This window comes from Microbacterium sp. Root180 (assembly GCF_001428485.1).
In the GTDB taxonomy this organism is placed as follows: domain Bacteria; phylum Actinomycetota; class Actinomycetes; order Actinomycetales; family Microbacteriaceae; genus Microbacterium.
In genome coordinates, this window is the sequence record NZ_LMHS01000003.1 from 467,542 (window position 1) to 485,613 (window position 18,072).

The 18,072-nt window shown below is 70.2% G+C and carries 17 protein-coding genes; 13 read left to right on the forward strand and 4 right to left on the reverse strand.

Annotated elements, in window-relative coordinates; translation table 11 throughout:
* The first annotated feature begins 55 nt into the window (after positions 1-55).
* The 6 genes from ASD93_RS09610 (at position 56) to ASD93_RS09635 (ending at position 5,079) form a co-directional block, all read left to right on the forward strand.
* Positions 56-937 carry a sugar-binding transcriptional regulator gene (locus ASD93_RS09610; protein WP_414843712.1) on the forward strand — a complete coding sequence of 294 codons (882 nt, stop codon included), beginning with the start codon at positions 56-58 and terminating at the stop codon, positions 935-937.
* A 296-nt stretch (positions 938-1,233) separates the two neighbouring features.
* Positions 1,234-2,259 carry a bifunctional diaminohydroxyphosphoribosylaminopyrimidine deaminase/5-amino-6-(5-phosphoribosylamino)uracil reductase RibD gene (gene ribD / locus ASD93_RS09615; protein WP_056121714.1) on the forward strand — a complete coding sequence of 342 codons (1,026 nt, stop codon included), beginning with the start codon at positions 1,234-1,236 and terminating at the stop codon, positions 2,257-2,259.
* The gene (locus ASD93_RS09620; RefSeq protein ID WP_056121716.1) at positions 2,259-2,930 is read left to right on the forward strand and encodes a riboflavin synthase; all 672 of its coding nucleotides are present in this window, start codon (positions 2,259-2,261) and stop codon (positions 2,928-2,930) included. The genes ribD and ASD93_RS09620 overlap by 1 nt, the downstream gene beginning before the upstream one ends.
* Positions 2,927-4,201: a bifunctional 3,4-dihydroxy-2-butanone-4-phosphate synthase/GTP cyclohydrolase II gene (locus tag ASD93_RS09625; protein ID WP_056121718.1), complete on the forward strand. Its 1,275-nt coding sequence runs from the start codon at positions 2,927-2,929 to the stop codon at positions 4,199-4,201. The genes ASD93_RS09620 and ASD93_RS09625 overlap by 4 nt, the downstream gene beginning before the upstream one ends.
* Complete coding sequence (ribH, locus tag ASD93_RS09630) at positions 4,198-4,677, forward strand: 6,7-dimethyl-8-ribityllumazine synthase (protein WP_056121720.1); 480 nt, start codon at positions 4,198-4,200, stop codon at positions 4,675-4,677. Before ASD93_RS09625 ends, ribH begins: the two co-directional genes overlap by 4 nt.
* Positions 4,678-4,725: 48 nt before the next feature.
* The gene (locus ASD93_RS09635) at positions 4,726-5,079 is read left to right on the forward strand and encodes a hypothetical protein (RefSeq protein WP_056121722.1); all 354 of its coding nucleotides are present in this window, start codon (positions 4,726-4,728) and stop codon (positions 5,077-5,079) included.
* Between the two features lie 63 nt (positions 5,080-5,142).
* On the opposite strand, the gene ASD93_RS09640 is transcribed toward ASD93_RS09635, so the two are convergent.
* The 3 genes from ASD93_RS09640 to ASD93_RS09650 are packed head-to-tail and all read right to left on the reverse strand — an operon-like array spanning position 5,143 to position 7,807.
* On the reverse strand, positions 5,143-5,964 hold the full coding sequence (locus ASD93_RS09640; RefSeq protein WP_056121724.1) for an ABC transporter permease: 822 nt from the start codon (positions 5,962-5,964) through the stop codon (positions 5,143-5,145).
* Positions 5,961-6,869, reverse strand: coding sequence for an ABC transporter permease (locus ASD93_RS09645; RefSeq protein WP_414843701.1), 909 nt, complete (start codon positions 6,867-6,869; stop codon positions 5,961-5,963). The genes ASD93_RS09640 and ASD93_RS09645 overlap by 4 nt, the downstream gene beginning before the upstream one ends.
* Positions 6,866-7,807 (reverse strand): ABC transporter ATP-binding protein, encoded by a 942-nt coding sequence (locus tag ASD93_RS09650; protein WP_056121728.1) that lies wholly within the window; start codon positions 7,805-7,807, stop codon positions 6,866-6,868. The genes ASD93_RS09645 and ASD93_RS09650 overlap by 4 nt, the downstream gene beginning before the upstream one ends.
* A 122-nt stretch (positions 7,808-7,929) precedes the next feature.
* Between ASD93_RS09650 and ASD93_RS09655 the strand changes: the two genes are divergently transcribed.
* Together ASD93_RS09655 and ASD93_RS09660 are read left to right on the forward strand one after the other, a co-directional pair.
* Positions 7,930-8,145, forward strand: coding sequence for a hypothetical protein (locus tag ASD93_RS09655; RefSeq protein WP_056121729.1), 216 nt, complete (start codon positions 7,930-7,932; stop codon positions 8,143-8,145).
* A gap of 25 nt (positions 8,146-8,170) precedes the next feature.
* Positions 8,171-10,135: an ABC transporter ATP-binding protein gene (locus tag ASD93_RS09660; RefSeq protein ID WP_056121731.1), complete on the forward strand. Its 1,965-nt coding sequence runs from the start codon at positions 8,171-8,173 to the stop codon at positions 10,133-10,135.
* A gap of 104 nt (positions 10,136-10,239) precedes the next feature.
* Here ASD93_RS09660 and ASD93_RS09665 read toward each other — a convergent pair whose 3' ends face one another.
* Positions 10,240-12,117 carry a phosphoenolpyruvate carboxykinase (GTP) gene (locus ASD93_RS09665; protein WP_056121733.1) on the reverse strand — a complete coding sequence of 626 codons (1,878 nt, stop codon included), beginning with the start codon at positions 12,115-12,117 and terminating at the stop codon, positions 10,240-10,242.
* Between the two features lie 121 nt (positions 12,118-12,238).
* On the opposite strand from ASD93_RS09665, the gene ASD93_RS09670 reads away from it, so the two are divergent.
* The 5 genes from ASD93_RS09670 to ASD93_RS09690 all read left to right on the forward strand — a co-directional run bounded on the left by ASD93_RS09670 (position 12,239) and on the right by ASD93_RS09690 (position 17,951).
* A complete protein-coding gene (locus ASD93_RS09670) occupies positions 12,239-13,675 on the forward strand; it encodes an XRE family transcriptional regulator (RefSeq protein WP_056121735.1) in 1,437 nt (478 codons plus the stop codon).
* 88 nt (positions 13,676-13,763) lie between these two features.
* The gene (locus tag ASD93_RS09675; RefSeq protein ID WP_056121736.1) at positions 13,764-14,426 is read left to right on the forward strand and encodes a YqaJ viral recombinase family protein; all 663 of its coding nucleotides are present in this window, start codon (positions 13,764-13,766) and stop codon (positions 14,424-14,426) included.
* A gap of 159 nt (positions 14,427-14,585) precedes the next feature.
* On the forward strand, positions 14,586-16,328 hold the full coding sequence (locus tag ASD93_RS09680) for an MDR family MFS transporter (RefSeq protein ID WP_082569269.1): 1,743 nt from the start codon (positions 14,586-14,588) through the stop codon (positions 16,326-16,328).
* A gap of 11 nt (positions 16,329-16,339) precedes the next feature.
* Complete coding sequence (locus ASD93_RS09685) at positions 16,340-16,804, forward strand: MarR family winged helix-turn-helix transcriptional regulator (RefSeq protein ID WP_056124321.1); 465 nt, start codon at positions 16,340-16,342, stop codon at positions 16,802-16,804.
* 115 nt (positions 16,805-16,919) lie between these two features.
* Positions 16,920-17,951, forward strand: a complete 1,032-nt coding sequence (locus tag ASD93_RS09690; RefSeq protein ID WP_056121738.1) for an NADP-dependent oxidoreductase — start codon at positions 16,920-16,922, stop codon at positions 17,949-17,951.
* Positions 17,952-18,072: the final 121 nt, after the last annotated feature.

Here is an 18,072-nt window from a genome sequence, read left to right on the forward strand (position 1 = left end):
CACCGTGCAGCGCGCGCTCACGGCCGCGCACCTGTACTACGTGCAGGACCGCACCATGGAGGCCATCGCGCAGGAGCTCCGGACCTCGCGGTCGACCGTGTCGCGCCTGCTCACCCACGCGCGGGCCAGCGGGATCGTCGACATCCGCATCCGGTCCCCGTTCGGAGCCCCCCAGCTGCTCGAGGAGCACCTCGCCGAGAGATTCGGCGTGACCGCGCAGGTGGTGCCGGTGCCCGACGACGCGAGCGAGGTCGAACGTCTCGAGCGCGTGGCCGTCGCCGCGGCGCACCTGCTGAACGAGCTCGTCCAGGCCGACATGACGGTCGGGGTCGCTTGGGGATCGACGACGGCCGCGGTGAGCCGGCGTCTGGTGCCCAAGCCCGTGCACGGCACGACGTTCGTCCAGCTCAACGGCTCGGGGAACACGCACACCACCGGCCTCCTCTACGCCAGCGAGATCCTCAGCCGCTTCGCAGGAGCGTACGGCGGCAGCGCGCAGCAGTTCCCCGTCCCGGCGTTCTTCGACGACCCGCGAACCAAGCACGCGATGTGGCGGGAGCGCAGCACGCGGCGCATCCTCGAGATGCAGGCGGCGATGGACCTCGTGGTGTTCAGCACCGGATCCGCGGGGTCCCGTGTGCCCAGCCAGGTCTACTCGGGGGGCTACCTCGAGGCCCAGGAGCTCGCCGCGCTCGAGGCGGAGGGCGTCGTCGGCGACGTCGCGACGGTGTTCTTCCGCGCCGACGGCACGAGCGACCGGATCCCCCTCAACGAGCGGGCGACCGGGCCTCACTTCGACGTGCTGCGCCGCGTCGCCCGCCGGCTGTGCGTCGTCTCGGGGGTGTCGAAGGTGGACAGCCTGCGCGGCGCCCTGGCCGCGGGCCTCGCGACGGACCTCGTGGTGGATGAGGCCGTCGCCCGCGCCCTCGCCGACTGATCCGCTCCGTTTCATGCACCGACATGGAATGAATGGGTGGATGCCGCGTTGACTACACTCGAGAGCATCAACGTGCTCCGGGGTCGGTGAGAATCCGAACCGGCGGTGACAGTCCGCGAGCCACGGCATCAGCATCCGATCGGATGCCGCCACGGCTGATCCGGTGGAAATCCGGAACCGACGGTGATGCGACGAGTGATCGTCGCTAGTCCGGATGGGAGGCAGCACGAGCGGCATCGCGTATGCCGCCGGCTTCCCGTACCCCGGACACCGCGAGGTGGACACGGAGGACACGGATGGCGGCGACGACGGCTGAGCACGACGCGATGCGTCGCGCGCTCGCGCTCGCGCTGCGCGGCCCGCGGGGGGTCAACCCCCAGGTGGGCGCTGTGCTCCTCTCCCCCGCCGGCAAGATCATCGCCGAAGGCTGGCACCGCGGTGCCGGCACCCCACACGCCGAGGTCGCGGCGCTCGCGCAGCTCGAGCCCGGCGCGGCGCGCGGGGCCACCGCGGTCGTCACGCTGGAGCCGTGCAACCACCACGGCCGCACGGGGCCCTGCGCCGAGGCACTCCTCGAGGCCGGGGTCGCGCGCGTGATCTACGCCATCGACGATCCGAATCCCGGCTCGAGCGGGGGCGGCGAGCGCCTGCGTGACGCCGGCGTCGACGTCGAGTCCGGCATCCTCGCCGACGAGGCCCACGAACTGCTGGATTCCTGGCTGACGGTGCAGCGCCTCGGTCGCCCGCACGTCACCGTCAAGTGGGCGCAGAGCCTCGACGGCCGTGCCGCCGCCGCCGACGGCACGAGCCAGTGGATCACCGGACCTGCGGCACGCGCCGACGTGCACCGGCGCCGAGCTCGTGCCGACGCGATCGTCGTGGGCACCGGCACACTGCTCGCGGACGACCCTGCACTCACCGCCCGCACCGAGGACGGCACCCTCTTCCCGACACAGCCTCTCCCCGTCGTCCTCGGCGAACGGGACGTGCCGGCGGACGCGGCCGTGCGGCAGCATCCGCTCCCGTTCGTCCAGTACTCGGGCGACCTCGGCACCGCACTCGCAGACCTGCGCAGCCGCGGCGTGCACCGGGTGTTCGTCGAGGGCGGACCGGCGGTCGCGGCCTCGTTCGTGCGCGACGGCGCCGCGGACGAGTTCCTCGTCTACGTCGCACCCGCCCTGCTCGGGGGCGACGTGCTCGCGCTCCGCGACGTCGGCGTGACCACGATCGGAGAGGCCGTGCGCCTCACGCTCACGAACGTCGAGCGACTCGGCGACGACCTTCTGCTCGTCGCCGCACCCGCCACCGAAGGAGAAAGCTGATGTTCACCGGAATCGTCGAGGAGATCGGCGAAGTCACCGCGGTCGAACCCTCGGGCGACGGCGTGCGGCTCACCGTGCGCGCCCCGAAGGCGGTGTCGGATGCCGCGCACGGCGACTCGATCTCCGTCAGCGGCGTCTGCCTCACGGTCGTCGACCAGGGGCCGGACTGGTTCACCGCCGACGTCATGCTCCAGACGCTCGACATGTCGACGCTCCACGGAGTCGGGGCCGGTCGCGTCGTCAACCTCGAGCGCGCCACCGTCGCGCACGGCCGCCTCGGCGGGCACATCGTGCAGGGCCACATCGACGGCACCGGGGAGGTGCTCGAGGTGCGTCCAGGCGCGCAGTGGCGCGTGCTGCGCATCGCGCTGCCCGCCGAGCTCGCACCTCTCGTCGTCGACAAGGGCTCGATCGCGGTGGACGGCGTCTCGCTCACCGTCAGCGCCGCAAGCCCCGCCGCACCCCCCGACGGGGTGCACTGGTTCGAGATCTCGCTGATCCCGGAGACGCTCACCGCGACGACGCTCGGAGCCCGCAAGGCCGGCGAGCGGGTCAACCTCGAGACCGACATCCTCGCCCGCCACGTGCAGCGGCTCCTGTCTTTCGCGCCCGGCGCGAACTCCGAACTCTCCGCGGCTGCGGCCGCACCGACGGAAGGAGGCTCCGCATGAGCCTTTCCACAATCCCCGAGGCTCTCGACGCGCTCCGCGCCGGACGGCCCGTCATCGTCGCCGACGATGAGAACCGCGAGAACGAGGGCGATGTCGTGCTGTCCGCCCAGCTCGCGACACCCGAATGGATCGCCTGGACGGTGCGCTGGTCGAGCGGCTTCATCTGCGCGCCCATGCCGGCCGAGTGGGCCGACCGCCTCGACCTGCCGCCCATGGTCGAGGTGAATCAGGACGCGCGTGCGACCGCATACACCGTGAGCGTCGACGCGGCGGACCGGGTGTCGACCGGCATCAGCGCGGCCGACCGCGCGCACACGCTCAACGTGCTGGCCGACCCGGACTCGGTGCCGACGAGCGTGATCCGGCCAGGACACATCCTCCCCCTGCGGGCCGTGGAGGGCGGCGTGCGCGAGCGCGGCGGTCACACCGAGGCCGCCGTCGAGCTCATGCGCCTCGCCGGAGTGCATCCGGTCGGCGCGATCGCCGAGGTCGTCGCGGAGGACGGCTCCATGATGCGGCTCCCGGGTCTCATCGAGCTGGGCGCGCGCGACGACGTGCCGGTCATCACGATCGAGCAGCTGATCGCGTACCTGAACGAGAATGAACCGGTGCAGACCCCCGTCCACTCGTCGCACAAGCGACGCGTGAGCCTGCGGGCCGAGGCGCTCGTGCCCACGGCGCACGGCGAATTCCGCTTCCTCGCCTACAAGGATCGCGTCACCGGCACCGACCACCTCGCCGTCATCTCGGGGGAGATCTCCGACGCCCCGCTGGTGCGCGTGCACTCGGAGTGCCTCACGGGCGAGGCGTTCGACTCGCTCAAGTGCGAGTGCGGGCCGCAGCTCGACGCAGCGCTCGACGCCATCGAGCAGGACGGCGGCGTCGTGATCTACATGCGCGGCCACGAGGGTCGCGGCATCGGCCTGATCAACAAGCTGCGCGCCTACTCACTGCAGGAGCGAGGCCTCGACACCGTCGACGCCAACCTCGCACTCGGGCTGCCGGCCGACGCGCGCGACTACGCCGCCGCGGCGGGGATCCTCGCAGACCTCGGCATCGACAAGGTGCGCCTGCTCACGAACAACTCCGACAAGGTGAACCAGCTGCGGGAGTTCGGCCTCGACATCGTGGAGCAGGTTCCGCTGCTCGTGGGTGTCGGTCCGAACAACCACCAGTACCTCACCACCAAGCGCGACCGCATGGGGCACATCATCGACGAGGAAGACCTCGCCGATGCCCTCGCGCAGATGCACGAAGGAGCGGAGCGTTGAGCGGCAAGGGCGCCCCTGAGGCGGGAGCCCCGGTCGATGCGAGCGGCCTTCAGGTCGTCGTGATCGCGGGCATGTGGCATGACGAGATCTCTGACGGCCTCATCGCCGGCTCGCAGCGCGCGCTCGACGCGGCCAGCGCGACGTGGCGTCTCGTGCGCGTGCCGGGCTCATTCGAGCTGCCGGTCGCGGCCAAGACGGCGCTCGACGCGGGGGCCGACGCCGTGGTGGCGCTCGGTGTCATCATCCGCGGCGGCACGCCCCACTTCGAGTTCGTGTCCTCGGCGGCGACCGACGGCCTCACCCGCGTGGCGCTCGACACGGGCAAGCCGGTGGGCTTCGGCGTGCTGACGCTCGACGACGAGGCGCAGGGCATCGCCCGTGCGGGGCTGCCCGGCTCGCAGGAGGACAAGGGCTACGAGGCGGCCGACGCGGCCATCCGCACCGCGCTCGTGCTGCGCGAGCTGCGCGGCGAGTGAGGTCCGCCTAGCTGGCGCATCCGCGCCGGCGGGCCTAGCCTCACGACCATGGAGTTCCTTCGCCACCTCGTCCTGCTGTTCCACCTCGTCGGGTTCGCCATCCTCTTCGGAGCCTGGGTCGTCGAACTCGTCAACGGCCACCGCGGCATCACGCGCCTCATGAACGTCGGCCTCGCGATCGCGGCCGTGGCCGGCCTCATCCTCGCGGCGCCGTGGGGCATCGACTACGAGCTGAACTACGTCAAGATCGGCGTGAAGCTCGTGATCCTCCTCATCATCGGCGCACTGCTCGGCATCGGTGCCGGACGCCAGCGCAAGTCCGGCAAGGTGCCGCCGCCGATCTTCTGGTCCATCGGCCTGCTCACCCTCGCGAACGCCGCGATCGCGGTGCTCTGGCGCTGACGCCGACCACGACACGAGCGGATGCCTCCCCCGGCGACGGGCGGAGGCATCCGCTGCTCTGTCTCAGTCGAGGAAGAGGGCCCGCAGGCGCTTGGTCGTGAAGACCAGGCCGATCGCGATCATCACCACGAAGTACAGGACGTGCCACCACATCGCGGGCGAGAGGACGCCGGTGGTGAGTCCGCGGACGAGCTCGACCCCGTGCCAGAGCGGGAACGCCATGATGATGTGCTGGATCCACTCGGGGTACACCGAGATCGGGTAGAGCGTCGCCGAGAACAGGAACATCGGCAGGAGCACGAAGTTGATCCAGTCCATGTGCTGGAAGGTCTTCATGTAGCTCGTCACGGCCATGCCCAGGCTCGCGAATCCGAACGCGATGAGCAGCACGGCCGGGATCGCCAGGATCGCCGTCCACGCGAGGTTGAGGCCCAGCACCTGCATGATGATCATGAATCCGGTGGCGTAGAGGAGGCCGCGCAGCAGCGCGTAGAGGATCTCCCCCAGCGCCACGTCGAGCGGTCCGAGCGAGGTCGCCAGCATCCCCTCGTAGAGCTTGCCGTAGTTGAGCTTGAAGAAGACGTTCCAGGTCGAGTCGTAGATCGCGCCGTTCATCGCCGACACGGCGAGGAGGGCCGGGGCGATGAACGCCGCGTACGACACCTCGGTGCCGGTCGACGTCTGGACGTCGCCGATCAGGGACCCGAGGCCGATGCCCATCGAGAGCAGGTAGAACACCGGCTCGAAGAACCCGGAGAACACGATGATCCAGCTCGAGGAGCGGGCGGCGATCAGGCCGCGCTGCACCACGGACTGGGGGTTGCCCGCCCACAGCGCCCGCACCCCGCCGACCCGTGTCGGCGTCTCGGTCGTCGCGGCGGTCACTTGGCCAGCCTCCGTTCGAACAGGCGGCGCGCGACCACGAGCCCGCCGATCGACAGCAGGAGCAGGTAGAGCACGTGCACGACGATCATGATCGGCGGGGTGGGCTGCCCGTACGTGACCACCCGGCCGAGCTCGGTCGCGTGCCACAGTGGCGAGACCCAGCCGATCCACTGCAGCCAGAGCGGGAGCGTCGCCAGCGGGTAGAACGTGCCGGAGAAGAGGAACATCGGCATGAAGATGAAGCGCTGAACCATCGCGAACTGGCCCTTGTCGTCCTCGATGGATGCCGCGTATGCCATGAGCGGAATGCCGAACGCGAGGCCGCCCAGGAGCGCGATGAACGGCGCCATCCAGGCGGTGCCGAGTCGCGTCGCGTCGGGCTGCAGCCAGGCGAAGAAGAGCACGACGAACACGAAGTACAGCACCACCGTCACGGCCATGCGCGCACCGGCGCCCGCGACGACGCCGTTCGCGATCTGACCGGATGACAGCGGTGAGGCGTTGAAGCCGTAGAAGTACCGCCGCCACTTGAAGCCGGCCATCACGGGGTACGTGAACTCCTCCGACGCCACCGCGACGGCCGACGTCATCAGCAGCGCCGGGGCGACGAACACCAGATACGGCACCTGCTCACCGCCCACGTCGATGGGCGCATCGATGAGCGCGGCGAGACCGACCGCCAGCCCGAGCAGGTACAGCACCGGCTGCCCGAGCGCGCCGATGATGATCGTCCAGCCGTACGCGCGCATCGCCCGCACCATGTGCTCGGTGACGTAGTACGACCCGAGCGCGCGCGGCTTGCGACCCCACTCCATGGCCTCGGCGCGGAGCTCGTCGAGGGTGAGGTCGGCGACGGCGGCGGGACGCGGCATCCGCTCCGCTCCACCGGACTGCTCGTCGCTCATTCGATCAGCGACCTTCCCGTCAGGCGCAGGAAGACGTCCTCGAGGCTCGAACGCCGCACGAGGCTCGTCACCGGGTGCAGCCCCCGCTGCACGACCTGCTCGAGCGCGGCCTCGCCGTCGCCCGCGTAGACGAGCACGCGGTCGGGGAGCACCTCGACCCGTTCGCCGATCCCCTGCAGCTGCGACGCGACCTGCTCGTTGCGGTCCGACCCGAAACGCACCTCGAGCACCTCGCGACTGGAGTGCTCGCGGATGAGCGACGCCGGGGTTCCCTCCGCCATGATGCGGCCCTTGTCGACCACGATCAGGCGGTCGCAGAGCTGCTCGGCCTCGTCCATGTAGTGCGTCGTGAGCACGAGGGTCGTGCCGCGCTCCTTGAGGCGGAAGAGGCGGTCCCACAGCACGTGACGGGCCTGCGGGTCGAGGCCCGTGGTCGGCTCGTCGAGCAGCAGGATGCGCGGGTCGTTGATGAGGCCACGGGCGATCGTGAGGCGGCGCTTCATGCCGCCGGACAGCGCGTCGACCTTGCTCTTGGCCTTGTCTTCGAGCGCGGCGAAGGCCAGGAGCTCGTCGGCCTTCTCGGCGCACACCTTGCCGGGCAGCCCGAAATAGCGCCCGTAGATGTAGAGGTTCTCGCGCGCGTTGAGCTCGCCGTCGAGGTTGTCCTGCTGCGGGACGACGCCCAGGCGCGAGCGGATCTCGGGGCCGTACCGATCGGGGTCGAGCCCCAGGATCGACAGGTCGCCGGCGGTGCGCGTAGACACCGCGCCGATCATCTTCATGGTCGTCGACTTGCCCGCGCCGTTCGGGCCGAGAAGCCCGAAGGACTCACCCGGCGCGACCTCGAAGGACAGCCCGTCGACGGCCAGGAAGTCGGGCTTCCCCTTGACCTTGTAGGACTTGACGAGGTTCTTCGCATCGATGACGGGCGCTGGCACCGGATAACCCTAACCCCCGCGTGGGACATGCTCGAGCGTCAACCTGAGTTGACGACGTCGCGGCGGTCAACTAATGTTGACGCGGATGCCGGGAACGAGGCATCCGCACCCGAAGGAGCACCATGAGCGGCGATGACCTGCGCACCCTCATCGGCTCCGCGCCGGAGCGCGAGCCGCTGGCCGAGCTGCACCGGCTCTCCGACGCGCGGCGCGAGCTGTCGAGGTCCGAGGAGGTCGCCGTCCGCCGCGCCCGCAACCTCGGCTTCTCGTGGCAGGCGATCGCCTCCGCCCTGGGTGTGACGAAGCAGGCCGTGCACAAGAAGTACGGTCGAAGGTAAGCCCACCACGAACGAGGTAAGCCCCATGCCCTCCGCCGACATCGCCGACGCCCCCGCCGACGCCGCCGCACCCGCCGACGAACCCCGCCGCGGCCGGAGGTCGAGGGGAAAGCAGGACGACGGCCCGCGCGCCACCTTCGGCCAGCTGCTGCCGTTCCTCTTCGAGCACAAGCGCACCCTCGTGATCGTGGCCGTGCTCAGCATCCTGAGCGCCGTCACGATGCTCGTGCAGCCGCTGCTCGTGGGCGAGGTGATCGTGCGCGTGCAGGACGAGGCCGACCTGGGCATGCTGCTGTGGGCGCTGATCGGCTTCGTCATCGCCGCCTCGATCATCTCCGGCTGGCAGCACTACCTCCTCCAGCGCACCGGCACGGCCGTCGTCTACTCCAGTCGTCGCAAGCTCATCTCGCGCATCTTCCACCTGCCGATCAGCGAGTTCGATGCGCGCCGCACCGGCGACCTCGTCTCGCGGGTCGGCAGTGACACGACGCTCCTCTACGCGGTGCTCACGCAGGGTCTCGCCGATGCGCTCGGCAACGGCCTGCTGTTCGTCGGAGCGCTCGTCGCGATGGCGCTCATCGATCCGGTGCTCCTGGGCATCATCGTGATCGTGATCGGGATCTCGGTCCTGGGCGTCGTCGCCCTGAGCGGGCGGATCCGCACCGCCTCGACCGAGCAGCAGGAGAAGGTCGGCGAGCTCGCCTCCGGTGTCGAGCGCGCGGTCGGCTCCATCCGCACGGTGCGCGCCTCGGGTGCCACCGAGCGCGAGGTCGAAGCCGTCACCGAGCGCGCGACCGATGCCTACGTCGTGGGCGTGCGGATCGCGAAGGTGTCGGCACTCGTCGTGCCGATCGCGGGCATCGCGATGCAGGTGTCGCTGCTCGTGGTGATCGGGCTCGGCGGCTTCCGCGTGGCCAGCGGAGCCATCGGAATCGCGAGCCTGGTGACCTTCATCATGTTCCTCTTCATGCTGATCGCGCCCCTGGGGTCGTTCTTCGGCGCGATCACGTCGGTCAACCAGGCGCTCGGGGCGCTCGGCCGCATCCAGGAGGTGCTGGACCTCCCGACCGAGTCCCAGGACGACGCCGCCATCGCAGCGGGGGCGGCGGAGGTCGGCGCGAGCGCCGGAACCTCGACGGCCGCGGTCGAGTTCCGGGACGTGCGCTTCCACTACCCCGAGGCCGTCGTCGCCGCCCGTCGCAAGGCCGAGACCGAGGCGATCGCCGTCCTCGAGAACGCCCACGTCGACGCCTCCGCGATCGTCCGGGACGAGGCATCCCTCGAGTCCGCGATGGAACCGGATGCCGCCTCCGACGTCCTCCGCGGCGTCTCGTTCTCGGTGCCCCGCGGTGCCCGCGTCGCGCTGGTGGGTCCGTCGGGCGCGGGGAAGAGCACGACCCTGGCCCTGATCGAGCGCTTCTACGACCCGAGCGGCGGGGCGATCCTCGTCGACGGCGTCGATGTGCGATCCCTCGACCGCGCCGAGCTGCGCGCACAGCTCGGGTACGTCGAGCAGGATGCTCCGACGCTCGCGGGAACCATCGGCGACAACCTGCGGCTCGCCTCACCGGACGCGACGGACGCCGAGTGCGAGTCCGTGCTGCGCGCCGTGAATCTGGGCGAGGTGCTCGACCGCAACGAGCTGGGCCTGGAGGCGCCGGTCGGCGAGAGCGGCGTCATGCTCTCGGGCGGCGAGCGCCAGCGCCTCGCGATCGCCCGGGCGCTGCTGGCGGCGCCCCCGATCCTGCTGCTCGACGAGTCGACCTCGTCGCTGGACGGACTCAACGAGCAGCGCATGCGCGAGGCGATCGACGCCGTCGCCGCCGGCCGCACGCTCATCGTGATCGCCCATCGCCTGTCGACGGTGGTCGACAGCGACCACATCGTCGTGATGGACCACGGCCGCGTCGTCGGCCAGGGCACGCACTCCGAGCTCGTCGCCTCGACACCGCTCTACCGCGACCTCGCGAAGCACCAGCTCCTGGTCTGAGACTGCCTTCGGTCGTTGAGCGAGCGCAGCGAGACGAAACGCCCCGGACGAATGGCCCCGGTCCGCCCCCAGCAGAGGACCGGGGCACGACCCCGAGGCGTGGGTCAGGCGCGTTGCAGGCGGTATCGGAGCGCGGCGAGCTCGGCCCACAGCGGGGCGGGGACGCGGCCCTCGAACGTGCGGTAGAACTCCTCGGTGAGGTCGGCCTCGTGCAGCCACAGCTCGGGGTCCACGGCGAACAGCTCGTCCAGGTCGGCCTGCGAAACCTCGATGCCGTCGAGGTCGAGGTCTTCGGTGCGCGGGAGACGGCCGATGGGGCTCTCGACCGCACCGACCTCGCCGTCGAGGCGGCGGATGATCCAGTCGATGACGCGGGCGTTGTCGCCGAAGCCCGGCCACAGGAACCGCCCGTCGGCGCCCTTGCGGAACCAGTTGACCTGGAAGACGCGGGGTGCGCGGTCGAAGCGCAGCTTCTGGCCGACCTTGAGCCAGTGGCCGAAGTAGTCGGCCATGTTGTAGCCGCAGAACGGGAGCATCGCGAACGGGTCGCGGCGCAGCTCCCCGACGGTGCCCTCGGCGGCGGCGGTGCGCTCGGACGAGACGTTGGAGCCCATGAAGACGCCGTGGGTCCAGTCCGTGGCCTCGACCACGAGGGGCACGTTCGTCGCGCGGCGTCCGCCGAACAGGATCGCGTCGAGCGGCACGCCCTCCGGTGCGTCCCAGTCGGCGGCGATCTGAGGGCACTGGTCGGCGCGCACCGTGAAGCGCGAGTTCGGGTGGGCGGCGGGGCGACCGGATGCCGGGGTCCACGCGTTGCCCTCCCAGTCGGTGAGCTCTGCCGGCGGCTCGTCGGTGAGGCCTTCCCACCACACGTCCCCGTCGGGTCGCAGTGCGACGTTCGTGAAGATCGTGTTGCCCCACAGAGTCTCGACGGCCGTGACATTGGTCGATTCGCCGGTGCCGGGCGCGACGCCGAAGAAGCCGGCCTCGGGGTTGATCGCCCACATCCGGCCATCGTCACCGGGCCGGAGCCACGCGATGTCGTCGCCGAGGGTCTCGACGCGCCAGCCGGGAATGGTGGGGCGCAGCATCGCGAGGTTGGTCTTGCCGCACGCCGACGGGAACGCGGCGGCGAGGTGGTAGGCACGGCCCGCAGGGTCGATCACGCGGATGAGGAGCATGTGCTCGGCGAGCCAGCCTTCGTTGCGCCCGATGACCGAGGCGATGCGCAGCGCGAAGCACTTCTTGGCCAGGATCGCATTGCCGCCGTATCCGGAGCCGAACGACCACACCTCGAGCGTGTCGGGGAAGTGGACGATGTACTTCTCGTCGTTGCACGGCCAGGCGACATCCTCCTCGCCGGCGAGAAGAGGGGCGCCGACGGAGTGGACCGTCTTCACCCACGGCGCACCGCCCGCGATCTCGCGCAGGACCTCGGTGCCCACGCGGGTCATGATCTCCATCGACGCGACCGCGTAGGCGCTGTCGGTGATCTGCACGCCGATGTGCGACAGGGGGCCGCCGATGGCTCCCATCGAGAACGGGACGACGTACATCGTCCGGCCCGCCATCGAGCCTTCGAACAGCGGCGTGATGGTGGCGCGGATGTCGTCGGGAGCGGCCCAGTTGTTCGTGGGGCCGGCATCCTCCTCGCGCTCCGAGGCGATGAACGTGCGAGCCTCCGTGCGAGCGACGTCGCTCGGGTGCGAGCGCGCCAGGTACGAGCCGGGCCGCCACTCGGGGTTCAGCTTGATGAGCTTGCCCTCGTCGACCATCTCGCGCAGCAGGGCATCGTTCTCGGCCCGCGAGCCGTCGACCCAGTGCACCCGGGCGGGCTGCGTGAGTGCCGCGATCTCGTCGACCCACGCCACCAGCCCGGCCATGCCCACACCGTGGATGGCGGGGACGTCGCCATAGGTGCGCGTCACCGCCGGCCGTGCGGCTGAGCCTTCGGGGCGGGTGAAGATGTCCGCAAGGGCCATGGTCGCTCCTCTTCGATTCGACGTTCAGATCTGTGGTCTTCCTCCACTTTGTCGCGCTTCGGAGGTGTCTTCGCACCCTTCGACGCGTCAAGAGTTGCGATTCTTTCGTTATACTCAAGGAATGCCGCCGACGTCGCTGGAACTGTCCACCCTGGGTCACCGCATCCGTCATCAGCGGATCTCGCACGGATTCACGCTGGACGAGCTGGGAGAGCGCGTCGGCGTCGCCGGGAGCCAGCTCAGCCTCATCGAGAACGGCAAGCGGGAGCCGAAGCTCTCCCTGCTTCAGGCGATCGCCAACGCGACCGGGGTCGAGGTGGCCGACCTGCTGTCGGCCGAGCCGCCGAACCGCCGAGCGGCCCTCGAGATCGAGCTCGAGCGGGCTCAGGCCGGGTCGGTGTTCCGCCAGCTGGGCATCATGCCGGTCAAGGTCACCAAGGGCATGTCCGACGAGACGCTCGAGTCGCTCCTCGGCCTGCATCGCGAGCTGCAGCGTCGCGAGCGCGAGGCCATCGCCACCCCCGAAGAGGCACGTCGCGCGAACACCGAGCTGCGGCTGAAGATGCGCGAGCTCGACAACTACCGCCCCGACATCGAGAAGCTCGCCGAGAAGCAGCTCAAGGCGGCCGGTCACGTGTCGGGCGCACTCACCCACCGCACCGTGAGCATCATGGCGGAGAAGCTCGGCTTCGAGCTTCTCTACGTGAACGATCTCCCGCACTCGACCCGTTCCGTCACCGACCTCGAGAACGGCCGCATCTACTTGCCGCCCGCCTCGATCCCGGGCGGGCATGGCCTGCGCTCCATGGCGCTGCAGGCCATGGCCCATCGCCTGCTCGGTCACCGGCGCCCGACCGACTACGCCGATTTCCTCCAGCAGCGTCTCGAGATCAACTACTACGCCGCGTGCTGCCTCATGCCCGAGACGGCGTCGGCCGCGTTCCTCCAGCAGGCGAAGAAGGATCGCAACCTGGCGGTCGAGGACTTCCGCGACGCGTTCGGCGTGACGCACGAGGCGGCGGCGATGCGCCTGACCAACCTGGCGACGCGGCATCTCGGCATCCGTCTGCACTTCCTCCGCGTCGACGGCTCCGGCGCGATCACGCGCGTCTTCGAGAACGACGATCTGCCGCTGCCGATGGATGTCACCGGTGCGGTCGACGGACAGATCGCGTGCCGGAAGTTCTCCGCGCGCGCGGCCTTCAGCGAGCAGAACCGCACGACGGAGCACTACCAGTACACCGACACCCCGGCCGGCACCTTCTGGTGCTCGACCCAGACCGGCTCGACGAGCGAGGGCGAGTTCTCGATCACGGTCGGCGTGCCGTTCGACGACGCGCGGTGGTTCCGCGGTCGCGAGACGCAGAAGCGCGCGACGTCGACGTGCCCCGACGAGTCGTGCTGCCGCCGAGCCCCTGCCGAAGTGACCTCGCGGTGGTCGGGCAAGGCGTGGCCCAGCGCGCGGGTGCACATGCAGATGTTCTCGCCGCTGCCCCGCGGAGCATTCCCCGGCGTCGACGACAACGAGGTGTACGCGTTCCTCGACCGGCACGTGTGATCTGCCGCCCACGTCGAGTGTCACCGGGGGCGGGGACCAAGCGCGGGTCGCGGCGGCGGATGTCGCGACGGCGGCGTAGCCTCGAAGGGTGACCCCCGAACTCGCCGCCCGCATCGTCGCGGACTCCCGCGACCGGGTGGCGTGGGTGCGGGCACGCTCCCGCGGGATCACGGCGACGGATGTCGCCGCCCTGACGTCCGACCGGGCGATCGCGCGTGCCGCCGACGCCAAGCTGATGGGGTCCGGCTTCTCCGGCAACGCCTATACGGCCCACGGCCGGGCGCGCGAGCCTGAGATCGCCGCGTGGGTCGCCGCGACCCATGGCATCCAGCCGTCCTCCGCGCTCTTCCACGCCGTCGTCGAACGGCGCCACCTCGCGACGCCCGACGGCATCGGCGTCGACACGGCCGGGCGCGTCACGCTCGCCGAGATCAAGACGACGAACAAGTCGTGGCGCAGCATCCCGCGGTCCTATCTGCGGCAGGTGTGGTGGCAGCAGCACGTCCTCGGCGCCGAGCGCACGCTCGTGGCATGGGAGCAGCACGACGGCTTCGTGCCCGTCGGCGATGAGCCGCGCTGCGCCTGGGTCGACCGCGACGATGCCGAGATCGGCAAGCTGGTGCGGCTGGCGACGGCTCTCATCGACGAGCTCTACCACCGCACGACGAAGGAGCGCGGGCCGGTCGAGCGGATGCCGCAGCCCAGCGCGCCGCCTCGGCAGCCGTTCCGCGCCCTCGCCCTCGCCGACTGAGCCCGACGGGCGGTTCGCCGCCGCACCCCCGCGCAGGGGAATAGTTGACGTGTGTCAACGATTGAGGATATAGTTGACTCACTTCAACTGTTGACTCACGTCAATCATCTTGCGCCATCGTCGCCGCACCACCCTCGATACTCCGCACGAAGGATCTCCATGGCCTCCCCCACCACCGCGACCGGTACGGTCGCCGACGCCGCCGAAGCGGCGGACGAGAAGCGCCGGCACCGGCACGTCCTGCAGGCGCTCTCCGGCCTGCTGCTGGGCATGTTCGTCTCGATGCTCGCCTCGACCGTCGTCTCGACATCGCTCCCCGTCATCGTCCACGACCTGGGCGGCGACCAGGCGGCGTTCACGTGGGTCGTCACCGCCACGCTGCTGACGACCGCGATCTCGACGCCCGTCTGGGGCAAGCTCTCGGATCTGTACAACCGCAAGATGCTCATCCAGATCGCCATCGTGATCTTCGTGCTCGCCACCGCGGCCGCGGGCTTCTCACAGGACACCGGCACCCTCATCGCGTTCCGTGCGGTGCAGGGCATCGGCGCGGGCGGTCTCGCCGCGCTCAGCCAGGTGATCATGGCCGACATCATCAGCCCGCGCGAGCGCGGCCGGTACATGGGTCTCTTCGGCGCCGTCATGGCCGTCGCCACGGTCGGCGGACCACTGCTCGGCGGGTTCATCACCGACACCATCGACTGGCGCTGGAACTTCTTCATCGCGCTGCCGTTCGCCGTCGCCGCGCTCATCATCATGCAGCGGACCCTTCACCTGCCGGCGCGCCCGAAGGTCAAGGCGCGCATCGACTACTTCGGCATCGTGCTGCTCTCCACCGCCGTCTCGCTGCTGCTCATCTGGATCACCGGAGCCGGCAAGGACTACGACTGGTGGAGCACCGAGACCATCCTGATGGCCGGCGGCGCCCTCCTCGCAGCGGTGGTCTTCGTCATCGTCGAGCTGCGCTCGAAGGAGCCGCTCGTGCCCCTCACGATGTTCCGCAACCGCACATTCACCCTGTCCGTGATCGCATCGATCTCGATCGGCATCGCCATGTTCGGCACGTCGGTGTTCCTGAGCCAGTACATGCAGCTCGCCCGCGGAGCGACGCCGACCGAGGCGGGGCTCATGACCATCCCGATGATCGGCGGACTCCTGATCGCGTCGATCGTGATCGGTGGCCTCGTGACCCGAACCGGGCACTGGAAGCCCTTCCTCATCGTGGGCGGCGTGCTCCTGATCGCCGGGTCTTACCTGCTGTCGACGATCCACTACGACACGAACTTCGTGCTCGTCTCGATCTACATGTTCCTGCTCGGCGCGGGCGTCGGCATGACGATGCAGAACCTCGTGCTCATCGTGCAGAACACCGCGAACCCGAACGAGATCGGGGCCGCGAGCTCGGGCGTCACGTTCTTCCGCAGCCTCGGCGGCACGATCGGCGTCTCGGTGATGGGCGCCGCGCTGGCGACCTCGGCGACGAACCTGTTCACGGATCGCAAGGACGACATCGGCGCCGCGCTGATGAAGCTCGGCGAGAAGGGCGCCGCCATCGGCGAGCAGCTCCAGTCAGGCACGATCCCGCAGGTCTCGGCGCTGCCCGAGTCGATCCGCGTGATCGTCGAGGACATCTACGCCCAGGCGATCGCCCACTCCTTCCTGATCGCCGTCCCGCTGGCCGTGATCAGCCTGATCGCGATCATCTTCCTTCCCAACAAGCCGCTGACACGCATGACCACGAACGAGCGCGCCGCGGCCTTGGAAGCGGACCTCGCGACGGTCTCGACCACCGAGGGCATGGCGGCGCTGCAGGCGACGGGCGCCGTGCGGACTGCGGATGCCGCGACCGCGACGACGCCGGACGGCGACCTCGCGGCGGACGAAGCATCCGCCCGCCGCTAGTGTCGATCACGATGACCACCGACGACACCCGAGAGGCGCGCACCGAAGCGGTGCGCGCCCTCGAGGCCGAGTTCGGCGAGCTGATCAACCGCTTCCGGCGGGTCATCTCCGAGAACGCCAATCGGGTGAGCCCGGGGATGCTGCCCGGCGCATACAAGGTGTTCACCACGATCGTCCGTCGCGAGTCGATCACCCTCTCGGCCCTCGCCGAGAGCCTCATGGCCGACAAGGGACAGATCAGCCGCACCGTGCGCGAGCTCGAGCAGCTCGGGCTCATCGAGCGCACCCCGGATCCGGACGATGGGCGCTCCAGCCTGCTGTCGGCGACTCCGGCGGGGCTCGAGCGCCTGGCGCAGGCCCGCGCACCGCAGGAGCGGACGCTCGTCGATGCGCTCGAAGACTGGCCGATCGACGACATCCGCAATCTCTCACGACTGCTGCACGCGCTCACCGCCGGCGAGTCACCGAGCGCCTGAGCGGGCTTCTCGCCCCGGTAGCACCCCCGAAACACGGGTGAGACATAGGCACGCTTGACTGGCCTCAGGCGGCGGCAGGATGCCGGCGACGACGTGCACGCGGAAGGAGCGTCCGATGAGATTCCGACCGCTGCGATCGGCCCCCTCCTCCGACGCCGACCGCGTCGCCGTCGCGGACCCGCCCGCCGCGATGAGGGCGGTCGTGTTCGACGGTCCCGGCGACGCCGATACGCTGCGCACCGCGGACGTCCCCGTCCCCTCCCCCGTGATCAGCGAGCTCCTCGTGCGGGTCGTGGCGGCGGGCGTGAATCCGATCGATGCGAAGACGCGGTCCGGCGCAGGCGTGTCGGGGCAGCTCGCTGCGCATCCGTCGACGCTGGGCTTCGACTTCAGCGGGATCGTCGTCAAGAGCCCGTTCGAGTCGCATCCGTTCCCCGCGGGCACGCCCGTCTTCGGCATGGCGGCATTCCCCCGCTCGGGCGGAACGTACGCCGAATACGCGGTCGTGCCGACGCTGTCGGTCGCGCGCAAGCCGACGTCGCTGTCGCACGTGGAGGCAGCGGGGGTGCCGCTGGCCGCGCTCACCGCGTGGGGGCTCGTGGTCGAGACCGCGCACGCCCACGAGGGGCAGCGGATCCTCATCCACGCCGGCAGCGGCGGAGTCGGCCACTTCGCCGTGCAGTTCGCCGCCTACTTCGGCGCCCACGTCACCGCGACGGCATCCGGGCGCAACGCCTCGTGGCTGCGCGAGCTCGGGGCCTCGGTCGTGATCGACTACACGACCACGCGCTTCGACGAGGTGATCGCCGACGTCGACGTGGTCATCGACCTCGTCGGCAACGTCGGTGGCGACGTCGGCACCCGCTCGCTGCGGGTGCTCCGCCCCGGCGGGCTCTACATCAACGTGCCGACAGGCTCGTGGCCCGGCTACGCCGATGCCGCCGACGACGCCGGCGTGCGAGCGACGAGCTACAAGGTGATCCCCGACGGCAGTGCGCTGGCGACGATCGGGCGACTGCTCGACTCCGGCGCCGTGCAGGTCTACATCGACCGGGTCTTCGACCTGTCGGACGCCGCGGCGGCCCACCGCCATCTCGAGGAGGGCCACACGCGCGGCAAGCTCGTGCTGCGCGTCAGCGACGACTGACCCCTCGATCCCCGGCTGCGCGCCGATGGTGTCGCGAAACGAGGAAACACGCCGACGGGGCGGGCGCGCAGCGTCCGGTTCACGGCGTTTCTCCTCGGTTTTCGACCGAACCCGCGCGTCC

Coding starts and splice junctions, on each gene's coding strand:
- ASD93_RS09610 (WP_414843712.1), top strand. CDS start 56: ATGGAGGCCATCGCGCAGGAGCTCCGGACCTCGCGGTCGACCGTGTCG.
- ribD (WP_056121714.1), top strand. CDS start 1,234: ATGGCGGCGACGACGGCTGAGCACGACGCGATGCGTCGCGCGCTCGCG.
- ASD93_RS09620 (WP_056121716.1), top strand. CDS start 2,259: ATGTTCACCGGAATCGTCGAGGAGATCGGCGAAGTCACCGCGGTCGAA.
- ASD93_RS09625 (WP_056121718.1), top strand. CDS start 2,927: ATGAGCCTTTCCACAATCCCCGAGGCTCTCGACGCGCTCCGCGCCGGA.
- ASD93_RS09635 (WP_056121722.1), top strand. CDS start 4,726: ATGGAGTTCCTTCGCCACCTCGTCCTGCTGTTCCACCTCGTCGGGTTC.
- ASD93_RS09645 (WP_414843701.1), bottom strand. CDS start 6,869: ATGAGCGACGAGCAGTCCGGTGGAGCGGAGCGGATGCCGCGTCCCGCC.
- ASD93_RS09655 (WP_056121729.1), top strand. CDS start 7,930: ATGAGCGGCGATGACCTGCGCACCCTCATCGGCTCCGCGCCGGAGCGC.
- ASD93_RS09660 (WP_056121731.1), top strand. CDS start 8,171: ATGCCCTCCGCCGACATCGCCGACGCCCCCGCCGACGCCGCCGCACCC.
- ASD93_RS09665 (WP_056121733.1), bottom strand. CDS start 12,117: ATGGCCCTTGCGGACATCTTCACCCGCCCCGAAGGCTCAGCCGCACGG.
- ASD93_RS09670 (WP_056121735.1), top strand. CDS start 12,239: ATGCCGCCGACGTCGCTGGAACTGTCCACCCTGGGTCACCGCATCCGT.
- ASD93_RS09680 (WP_082569269.1), top strand. CDS start 14,586: ATGGCCTCCCCCACCACCGCGACCGGTACGGTCGCCGACGCCGCCGAA.
- ASD93_RS09685 (WP_056124321.1), top strand. CDS start 16,340: ATGACCACCGACGACACCCGAGAGGCGCGCACCGAAGCGGTGCGCGCC.
- ASD93_RS09690 (WP_056121738.1), top strand. CDS start 16,920: ATGAGATTCCGACCGCTGCGATCGGCCCCCTCCTCCGACGCCGACCGC.